Annotated in this window: 8 protein-coding genes and 1 pseudogene; 1 reads left to right on the top strand and 8 read right to left on the bottom strand. The window is 69.8% G+C overall.

Annotated elements, in window-relative coordinates; translation table 11 throughout:
* Positions 1 to 57: 57 nt before the first annotated feature.
* The 5 genes from cimA to NBZ83_RS26145 all read right to left on the bottom strand — a co-directional run bounded on the left by cimA (position 58) and on the right by NBZ83_RS26145 (position 5,572).
* A complete protein-coding gene (gene cimA, locus NBZ83_RS26125) occupies positions 58 to 1,662 on the bottom strand; it encodes a citramalate synthase (RefSeq protein WP_261575988.1) in 1,605 nt (534 codons plus the stop codon).
* A 305-nt stretch (positions 1,663 to 1,967) separates the two neighbouring features.
* Positions 1,968 to 2,645 carry a Crp/Fnr family transcriptional regulator gene (locus NBZ83_RS26130; protein ID WP_261568276.1) on the bottom strand — a complete coding sequence of 226 codons (678 nt, stop codon included), beginning with the start codon at positions 2,643 to 2,645 and terminating at the stop codon, positions 1,968 to 1,970.
* Positions 2,646 to 2,754: 109 nt separating this feature from the next.
* Positions 2,755 to 3,141 carry a CBS domain-containing protein gene (locus NBZ83_RS26135; protein WP_261568277.1) on the bottom strand — a complete coding sequence of 129 codons (387 nt, stop codon included), beginning with the start codon at positions 3,139 to 3,141 and terminating at the stop codon, positions 2,755 to 2,757.
* A 214-nt stretch (positions 3,142 to 3,355) separates the two neighbouring features.
* On the bottom strand, positions 3,356 to 4,282 hold the full coding sequence (locus NBZ83_RS26140) for a branched-chain amino acid transaminase (protein ID WP_261568300.1): 927 nt from the start codon (positions 4,280 to 4,282) through the stop codon (positions 3,356 to 3,358).
* A 261-nt stretch (positions 4,283 to 4,543) separates the two neighbouring features.
* Positions 4,544 to 5,572, bottom strand: coding sequence for a 3-isopropylmalate dehydrogenase (locus tag NBZ83_RS26145; protein WP_261568279.1), 1,029 nt, complete (start codon positions 5,570 to 5,572; stop codon positions 4,544 to 4,546).
* Between the two features lie 312 nt (positions 5,573 to 5,884).
* On the opposite strand from NBZ83_RS26145, the gene NBZ83_RS26150 reads away from it, so the two are divergent.
* On the top strand, positions 5,885 to 6,079 hold the full coding sequence (locus NBZ83_RS26150; protein ID WP_261568280.1) for a DUF1059 domain-containing protein: 195 nt from the start codon (positions 5,885 to 5,887) through the stop codon (positions 6,077 to 6,079).
* Positions 6,080 to 6,164: 85 nt separating this feature from the next.
* Here NBZ83_RS26150 and leuA read toward each other — a convergent pair whose 3' ends face one another.
* The 3 genes and pseudogenes from leuA to NBZ83_RS34665 form a co-directional block, all read right to left on the bottom strand.
* Positions 6,165 to 7,925, bottom strand: coding sequence for a 2-isopropylmalate synthase (gene leuA / locus NBZ83_RS26155; protein ID WP_261568281.1), 1,761 nt, complete (start codon positions 7,923 to 7,925; stop codon positions 6,165 to 6,167).
* 310 nt (positions 7,926 to 8,235) lie between these two features.
* Positions 8,236 to 8,835, bottom strand: a complete 600-nt coding sequence (locus tag NBZ83_RS26160) for a septum formation family protein (RefSeq protein WP_261575989.1) — start codon at positions 8,833 to 8,835, stop codon at positions 8,236 to 8,238.
* Between the two features lie 126 nt (positions 8,836 to 8,961).
* Positions 8,962 to 9,060: pseudogene (locus tag NBZ83_RS34665) on the bottom strand (SCO2583/SCO2584 N-terminal domain-containing protein); the annotation flags it as partial.
* Positions 9,061 to 9,236: the final 176 nt, after the last annotated feature.

Raw genomic sequence — 9,236 nt, forward strand, 5'->3', positions numbered from 1 at the left:
GCCGGGGGCCGCGCCGGCCCCCGGCCGCCCCCCCCACCAAGGGGTGTCGACGGTCGCTCAGGTGGCGTTCGGATCAGCGCGCTCGCCCTGCCGCCGCAGCCCGAAGTTCACCGCGTCCTCGAGGGCGGACCAGGAGGCCGCGATGATGTTCTCGTCGACGCCGATGGTGTCCCAGCGTGAACGCCCGTCGCTCGTGCCGACCAGGACCCGGGTGACCGCCCCGGTGCCCTGCTTGCCGTCGAGGATGCGGACCTTGTAGTCGACGAGCTCCAGGTCGGCCAGGCCGGGGTAGGCCTTCTCCAGGGCGTCGCGCAAGGCGGTGTCGAGGGCGTTCACGGGCCCGTTGCCCTCGGCGGTGGCGACATGGCGGACCCCGTGCGAGGTGAGTTTGACAGTCGCCTCGCTGACCACCTGGCCGTCGGAGCGCTGTTCGACGATCACCCGCCAGGATTCCAGGGAGTAGAAGCGTTGGCGACCCGTCACCTCGTCGCGCAGCAGCAGTTCGAACGATGCCTCGGCCGCCTCGTAGGCAAACCCGGTGGCCTCGCGCTCCTTGACCAGGTCCACGACCCGGCCGAGGGCCTCACGCTCGTTGGACAGATCGAGCCCGAGCTCACGCCCCTTGAGCTCGATGGTCGCGCGACCGGCCAGTTCGGAGACCAGCATGCGCATGTCGCTGCCGACTGCTGCCGGGTCGATGTGCTGATACATGTCGGGGTCGATCTTGACAGCGCTGGCGTGCAGCCCGGCCTTGTGCGCGAACGCACTCGCGCCGACGTAGGGCCGGTGCGGGTCCGGAACCGAGTTGGTGACTTCGTCGATGGCATGGGAGACCCGAACGAGTTCCCGCAGCCGCCCCGGTGGCAGTGCGGCGCGGCCGAGCTTGGTCTCCAGACCGGCGATGACGCTGAGCAGGTTCGCGTTGCCGCACCGCTCGCCGTAGCCGTTCGCCGTGCCCTGCACGTGGGTGACCCCTGCCTCGACGGCGACCAGCGTGTTCGCCACTGCGCAGTCGGCGTCGTCGTGGCAGTGGATGCCCAGCCGCGCACCGGTCCCGGCAAGTACCTCGGCAACCACGGCGCCGACGCGGGTGGGGAGCATGCCGCCGTTCGTGTCGCACAACACGACGACCTCGGCGCCGGCCTCGGCCGCGACGTTGACCACTTCGAGGGCGTACTCAGGATGGACCCGGTAGCCGTCGAAGAAGTGCTCGGCGTCGAGGAAGACCCGCTTGCCCTCGGCGCACAGGTGGGCGACGGTGTCCCGGATCATCGCCAGGTTCTCGTTGGGGCTCGTGCGCAACGCGCGCTCGACGTGCCGCAGATCCGATTTCGCGACCAGGCAGACCACCGCTGTGCCGGCTTCCCGCAGGGCCGCCACCTGGGGATCGTCCGCCGCCACGCGGCCGGCGCGCCGAGTCGCCCCGAAAGCGGTCAGCACCGCGGTCGTCAGCGTCAGCTCGGTGCGGGCCCGGGCGAAGAACTCCGCGTCTTTCGGGTTGGATCCCGGCCAGCCACCCTCGATGAAGCCGACACCGAGATCATCGAGGTGGCGGGCCACCGAGAGCTTGTCACCGACCGAGAGCGACAGCCCTTCCTGCTGCGTACCGTCGCGCAGGGTGGTGTCGTAGATGTGCAGGGAATCGGGATCGTATGGCCGCACGGGGGCGCCTCTCCGGTGGATCGGGGGCCGTGGCACCGCGTCCGACACGGCCGTCCCGCCTCCCACCGAGCCGCGCTCGGACCGTGCTCCGGCACCGACGTCCGGCAGGGTTCGGGGACCATGGGGGCCGCCACGCGCCCGGTCCCATGGGTCAGCGACCGGAGCGCGCGACGGAGACGGGTTCGCCGCCGGGTGACAAGCCTACGATGCAACAGACTCGACATGTAAAAAGTGTGGCACGCAACACACTCCACCCGATTCCCTGGAGACCACCCGCGACCTCGACACCAGCCGGGGCAGGCTCTCTAGTCGCCGGCGAAGCGACGCAGGCGGTCGACCTGGAGAATCGTGATCGTCTGCCCCTCCGCAAGAATCCAGGTACGCCGCTCGAACTCGCGCAGAGCCTGGTTGACGGACTGCCGGGAACCGCCGAGCAACGAGGCGATCTCGGTCTGGGTGAGGCCGAGCTCGATGACCGGCCGGCCGGCTTCCCGCATCCGCAGCAGCAGCAGCTTCGCCACACGGCGCGGCAGGTCGAGGAAGACGAGGTCGGCGTTTGCTCCGGTGAGCCTGCGGACGTGGGCGACGAGCGCCCGGATGAGCTGCTCGGCAACGGCCGGGCGCTCCCGGACGAGTTCCCACACAGCGGTCCGGTCGAGGACCAACGCCGTGGTGGGTTCCAGGGCCTCGACGCTGGCGGACCTCGTCCCCGCTTCGACAATGTTGAGCTCGCCCAACGTCTCCCGCGGGCCGGCGATGTTCAGCACATGATCGCGACCGTCGTCGGCCTTGGTGAGCACCTTGAGCCGCCCCGTGGCCACCACGAGGAGAGTGTCTCCCGGTTCACCCTCGGTGAAGACAACCTGCCCGCGACGGAATCTCCGCGCGACCGCCCGAGAGGCGAGCCGCAGCAGATCCTCCTCGTCCAGCTCTTTCAGCAGCGTGGTTGCTCGAAGCAGGGCGACCGCCTCATTGTCGTGCATGCGGTGACCGTAGCGCCGTTGCGCCGGCTGATGTTCCGCAGCCACCGGAGAATTCGGATCTGAAGCGGACGGCGCATCGGGAATATCCTTGGCGTACGTCACGCCGGCATTATACCGTTACACGTTGGTTACTCCAGCACCGCACGACGTCGCGCATGGAGAGAATTCCAGCCACTCCACCACCCGATGTGACGATGAGATGACGAAAACCTCCACGCAACATTGCGGCGGCGGCATCGTCGAGTGACCAGCCCGGATCCGCGAAGACGACATCGCGGGTGAGGTGGTCGCCCGCGATCTCGATATCCGGGTCCTGTTCCGCGGCGATCGAACAGAGAATGTCCCGTTCGGTCAAAATTCCATAGCCCTGACTGTCCGCGTCGTGGACGACCGCCGCACCCACCTTGCGAGCGGCCATCAGCCGCGCCGCCTGCCGGAGCGTGTGTCCCGGGCCGATCATGAGAACAAGGGAACTCATCCCCTCCGCAACGCGCATGGCGCCCTCCGAACCCCGCGATACCGACCGAAACCCCGGCAGTACCCTCTGACACGGTGGCGATGCCGGTCCGCGAGCTCCACGACGCCCTCGCAGCGCTTGTGCATTCGTGAAGCTCGCTACTCGCGACGGTAGGCCCTACGGGGCGCGTTGACCAGGGCGAAACGGAATGCGACGTGGCCGTGTTGTGACCTTGACCACGCGGTAGGACCGCCTAGTCCCGGACGAGCTCGTTCCAGGAGCGGTAGCGGTCCAGCTCGCCCCGCGTGGCCCGGTGGAAGATCTCCAACAGCTCGCGGGTCACCGGACCCGGCTTGCCGGTCCCGACCTGTCGGTCGTCGACCGCGACGATGGGCACGATCTCGGCCGCCGTCCCGGTGAAGAATGCCTCGTCGGCCAGGTAGAGGTCGGTGCGCACAACGTGCTGCTCGATCACCTCGTAGCCCTGGTCGGAGGCGATCTGCATGATCGAGGCACGGGTGATGCCGCCCAGCGGCCCGTCGCTCAGCAGCGGAGTGATGACCCGGCGGCCGGAGACGATGAAGACGTTCTCGCCGGTTCCGTCCGCGATGTGACCGTTCGGGCTGGTCAGGATGGCCTCGTCGTAACCCGCCTTGACCGCCGCGACCTTCGCCAGCGACGAGTTCAGATACTGCCCGGATGCCTTCGCCGCCGGCGGGGTGATGTTGGGGTCGTTTCGCTTCCAGGAGGAGATCACCGCCCGCACGCCGTTCGCCTCGGCCTCCTCGCCGAGGTAAGCGCCCCACGGCCAGACCGCGATCATCACCTCGACCGGCGAGGGCAGCGGGTTGAGCCCCATCTCCCCGTACCCGAGGTAGACCAGGGGCCGGATGTAGCAGGAGGAGATGTCGTTGACCGCGATGGTCTCCTTGGTGGCAGCGACCACCTGCTCCTGGGTGAAGGAGGGCTCCATCACGTAGATCTTCGCGCTGCGGTACAGGCGAGCGATGTGATCTGTCAGCCGGAAGACGGCGGGGCCGTCGGCCGTCTCGTAACAGCGGATGCCCTCGAACACGCCCCAGCCGTAGTGCAGGGTCGGGTTGAGCACATGGATGCGGGCGTCGTCCCAATCGACGAGGTTGCCACTCATCCAGATCTTCGAGGTGGGGGTGATGGGCACAGCGCACTCCAGGCCAGGATCGACGAAGCGAACAGGGAGGACGAACTGGCCGATCATCGCCATGGTGGGCCCCGTCGGCTGCCGTCCGCCGGAGCTACGGCTCCCCTGCGAGGATAACCGCCTCGCCGCATGGCGGGAGATACCACGAGAACGGCAGACGACCGGCGTCGGCGGCCAGGCGCACCCGGCGGGCGAACCGCCAGCTACGACACAACGGCGCAGGGCGGGCGCGCAGGGCGGGCGCGCCGGCCGAACGGGGATCTAGCCGGCTGCGCGAGTGGCGAGGTCCTCGCCGCGCTCTCGGGTCGACAGCGCCGCGGCGCCCGCGCCCGCCCGGTCCGCGAGTGACGCGGCAACCGCGGCCTCGACCCTGGCCGCCTCCTCGGCGTGCCCGAGATGGTCGAGCAGCATCGCGACGGAGGCGACCGTCGCCGTCGGGTCGGCGAGCTGCTTGCCGGCGATGTCGGGCGCGCTGCCGTGGACCGGCTCGAACATGCTCGGGTGGGCGCCGGACGGGTCGAGGTTGCCGCTGGCGGCCAGCCCGATGCCACCGGTGATCGCGGCACCAATGTCGGTGATGATGTCGCCGAACATGTTGTCGGTGACCACGACGTCGAACCGTCCCGGATCGGTCACGAAGAACATCGAGGCCGCGTCCACGTGCTGGTAATCGACCCGCACGTCGGAAAACTCGGGCGCCACCTCGGCAACCGTACGCGACCACAGGTCGCCGGCCTTCGTCAGCACGTTGTTCTTGTGCACGAGGGTGAGATGGCGGCGCTCTCGGCGAGCGGCCCGACGGAAGGCGTCCCGCACGACCCGCTCGACGCCATAGCGGGTGTTGAGGCTCTCCTCGGTGGCCACCTCGTACGGCGTCCCCCGCCGCAGCACGCCACCGGCGCCCGCGTACGGCCCCTCGGTACCCTCACGCACCACGATCATGTCGATCGTCGGCTCGCCGGCCAGCGGCGAGGCGACCCCGGGGTAAAGGCGCACCGGCCGCAGGTTGACGTGGTGATCGAGCTCGAAGCGCAGCCGCAGCAGCAGGCCGCGTTCGAGCACACCGCTCGGCACCCCCGGGTCACCGACCGCGCCGAGCAGGATCGCGTCGTGCCCGCGCAGCTCCTCGAGCACCGAGTCGGGCAGCGTTTCTCCGGTCTGGTGCCAACGCCGGGCGCCCAGGTCGTACTCGGTGGTGTCGACCTTGGGGTGCACGGCCCGCAGTACCCGCAGCCCCTCCGCCACCACCTCGGGGCCGATCCCGTCGCCGCCGATCACCGCAAGCCTCATGTGCCCGACTGTAGCCGGAACCGGCGGGTGACAGCGTTTCGGCTCACCCCGACACCGCTGCGAGAAGCCGCGACGGAGGTGGCGCGGCCGCACGCCTGACCCGCGCCAGGGCCAGCCGGTTCGACCCGTGATAATCGGGGCCGAGATGGGTCGAACCCTCGGCCTGGTACGGATGGAGCGCCTGATGCCGCGTCTCGCGGAAATGTCCACATGAGACGAAACCGATATTGGACCGCACAGGCGCTGATGTCCCCGAGCCCGACCGCCGGAGGTCGTTCCCCGCTCTCGGAGATCACCGTTCAACGGGCCGCCATGAGGAAACTCGACTGTGGCGCGATCATTCACGGGTGCGAGACGCGCATCATCGCGTCCAGCGAGGAGGAGCTACTCCGCGCCATGGACACCCACGCCCGCGTGGATCATGGCTTGACCGATGTCCCGGAGACGCTGCAAAGCCAGATCCGCCGCAGCGTTCGGGACGTGGAACCGGCAGATCTCCGCGACTGATCATCGCGAGGTTCGCCGCGGGGTGGATCGGCCTGCGGCGGCGCGGAGCCGCCGCAGGCCGCGGGCACGTCCGCGCCTGGGGGTCTCAGGCCACCGGTGCGGCGGCCTGACCGGCGTCCCTCGGCGCCGCAACGGCCAGCGCGGGCGCCGCCGCCCGGTCACGAGAGGCACGGTTGACCGCGCTCACCACGGCACGCAGCGACGCCGTGACGATGTTGGGATCGATGCCGACGCCCCAGTAGATCCGGTCGTCGACGGAGACCTCGAGGTAGGCCGCCGCCTGGGCGTCGGCGCCCGAGCCCAGGGCGTGCTCGTTGTAGTCGAGGATGCGCACGGTCAGGGCACGGGTCGCCAGGGCGGCCACGAAGGCGTCGATGGGGCCGTTGCCGACCCCGGTGATCACCGAGTCCGCACCGTCGAACCGCACCGAGACGGAGACCTCGTCGCGTTCCCCCGAGGCGGCGTTCGTCCGCGATCCCAGCAGCTCCAGCGGGCCCGCCGTCTCGGCGCCGTCGAGGAAGTACTCGCTGCGAAAGATCTGCCACAGCTGCGCGGCGGTGACCTCGCCGCCCTCGGTGTCGGTGTGGCGCTGCACGACCCTGGAGAACTCGATCTGCAGCCGTCGCGGCAGTTCCAGCGAGTGCTCCGACTTCAGCAGGTAGGCGACGCCGCCCTTACCGGACTGGCTGTTCACCCGGATGACGGCCTCGTAGGTGCGGCCCACGTCCTTGGGGTCGATCGGCAGGTAGGGCACCTCCCACCGGATCTGGCCGGTCCGCTCCATCGCCTCCAGGCCCTTCTTGATCGCGTCCTGGTGCGAGCCGGAGAAGGCGGTGTAGACCAGGTCGCCGCCGTAGGGGTGGCGGGGGTGCACGGGCAGCTGGTTGCAGTACTCGACCGCACGACGGATCCCGTCGATGTCCGAAAAGTCGATCATCGGGTCGACGCCCTGCGAGAACAGGTTCAGACCGAGGGTGACCAGGCAGACGTTGCCGGTGCGCTCGCCGTTGCCGAACAGGCAGCCCTCGATCCGGTCCGCGCCGGCCAGCACGCCGAGCTCCGCCGCGGCGACCGCGCAGCCCCGGTCGTTGTGCGGATGCAGCGACAGGATCACGGCGTCGCGCCGGCTCAGGTTCCGCCCGACCCATTCGATCTGGTCCGCGTAGACGTTCGGCGTCGACATCTCGACCGTCGCCGGCAGGTTCAGCACGACCGGCCGCTGCGGCGTCGGCGACCACACGTCCATGACCGCCTCGCACACCTCGACGGCGTAGTCCAGCTCGGTGCCGGTGAACGACTCCGGGCTGTACTGCCAGCGCACGTCGGTGCCCTCGAGCAGCTTCTCGGCGTACTGGACGCACCAGCGCGCGCCCTGCACGGCGATCTCGGTGACGCCGGCCCGGTCCAGGCCGAACACGACGCGGCGCTGCAGCGTCGACGTCGAGTTGTACAGGTGGATCAGTGCCCGGTCGGCACCCACCAGCGACGCTGCCGTCCGCTCGATCAGCTCCTCGCGCGCCTGGGTCAGCACCTGGACGGTGACGTCATCCGGGATGCGGTCGGTCTCGATGAGCTGGCGGATGAAGTCGAAGTCGGTCTGGCTCGCGGCGGGGAACCCGACCTCGATCTCCTTGTAGCCCATCGCGACCAGCAGCTCGAACATCTGCATCTTGCGTGCGGGGGTCATCGGGTCGATCAGTGCCTGGTTGCCGTCGCGCAGGTCGACGCTGCACCACTGCGGGGCGCGGGTGATCGACTTCTCGGGCCAGGTCCGGTCCGGCAGCGGGACGGGGGTGAAAGCCTGGTACTTCTCGATCGGCATGCCGGACGGCTGCTGCGTGGTCATCGTGCTCCTGCTTCCTCGAAAGAGCCCCACGGCGACCGGATCTCACGCTCGCACAGGGGACTTGGGGGCCGGCAGATCCCTCCGCGGCATCGGACGGACGGCCGCCCGAGCTGGGCGTGACCGCCGGGCCACCGTGACTGCGGGGATCCCGACGCTGGCGCACGAGAACACCGCGACGGGGAAGCCAGCTGGATCAGGCCCCGCCGCGGCGGCTAAGGAGGAGCAGCGCACGCATCGCGGATCAACGATACCCGATGCCACAACGATCAGACGGTAGTGGCCCGGCGCGCCTCAGGTGGGCCGGCGCGCCTCAGGTACCGATCAAGCCGACGACCCGGAACCGACCGGTGCGGACGTGCAGGTCGTCGGTGCGCACGGTACAGGCGACCAACCTGGCGCCCTCCTGCCAGCTCGGCTCGGAGGGATAGATCGTGCCGACGATGAGGTGCGGGGTGGCGTCGATGGCCCCGGCGAAGTCGCGCAGCGCCCCGGCGCAGCGTGCGTCCGCCGCCTGGGCCACCGCCGACGCGCCGGGCCAGCGGCCGAACATCGAAGCGAGATTGACCAGCCGGGTGACCTCGTCGATGTGCGGCCGGTCACAGCCGACCCGGACCGGGACCACCGGCGCGATCGGCACGGGTGCGCTGGGCTGGTAGGGCGTCCAGTTCAGGCAGTCGCCGCGATGAAGGGCGGCCAGCAGCGCCGGGCTGACCGCAAAACCGGCAGGTGGGCCGGCCGGAGAACCGGTGACCGCGCGCACCGCACCGGCGCCGCTTGCCGAGCCGCCCTGCGACGCGGTCGTTGAACTCAGACGGGTGGCGGTGCCCGGCCCGCCCCGGGTCGCCGTCTGTCGCAACGCCACCACCGTGATGGTGATCATCCCGACGATGATGGCGATGAAGGTGACCATCTGAGCGATCTGCCAGGAGCGCCCCGGCGGCTTCGGCGGCGACACGAGCCGGTGGAAGAACCCGGGAAGCCCTCGGGGAGCGGGAACCACCTGGCAGCGGCTGGATACGCTCCGATCGTGCTGCCGGCCGCGTTCGGCCGCGGACGGTTCGAGGAAGCGGGCTCCGCGGACGAATCGCTCATCCAGGCGAAGCCCCTCGAACGGGTCCTGATGCCGCGACGCCATGCTAGCCACGGTAAACCCGACACCCAGCTAAAGCCGCATGTTCAGCGTAAAGATCACTCCGGGCACCTCCGTGCCGAAACGGGGGTCGACACGTCGTCGCCGGCCCGGCGGGCGGCCCCGTCCGGCCGGCGACGACGACCCACCTGCAACGGCCCGCCCGCCCGGCAGTACCGCAC

Origin of the sequence: Frankia gtarii (genome assembly GCF_025403375.1) — a bacterium.
Lineage (GTDB): Bacteria > Actinomycetota > Actinomycetes > Frankiales > Frankiaceae > Frankia > Frankia gtarii.

Bases quoted from the DNA above. Each gene is read 5' to 3' on its own strand.
- NBZ83_RS26135 (WP_261568277.1), bottom strand. From the start codon at position 3,141: ATGCGCGTTGCGGAGGGGATGAGTTCCCTTGTTCTCATGATCGGCCCG.
- NBZ83_RS26130 (WP_261568276.1), bottom strand. From the start codon at position 2,645: ATGCACGACAATGAGGCGGTCGCCCTGCTTCGAGCAACCACGCTGCTG.
- leuA (WP_261568281.1), bottom strand. From the start codon at position 7,925: ATGACCACGCAGCAGCCGTCCGGCATGCCGATCGAGAAGTACCAGGCT.
- NBZ83_RS26145 (WP_261568279.1), bottom strand. From the start codon at position 5,572: ATGAGGCTTGCGGTGATCGGCGGCGACGGGATCGGCCCCGAGGTGGTG.
- NBZ83_RS26150 (WP_261568280.1), top strand. From the start codon at position 5,885: ATGAGGAAACTCGACTGTGGCGCGATCATTCACGGGTGCGAGACGCGC.
- NBZ83_RS26160 (WP_261575989.1), bottom strand. From the start codon at position 8,835: ATGGTCACCTTCATCGCCATCATCGTCGGGATGATCACCATCACGGTG.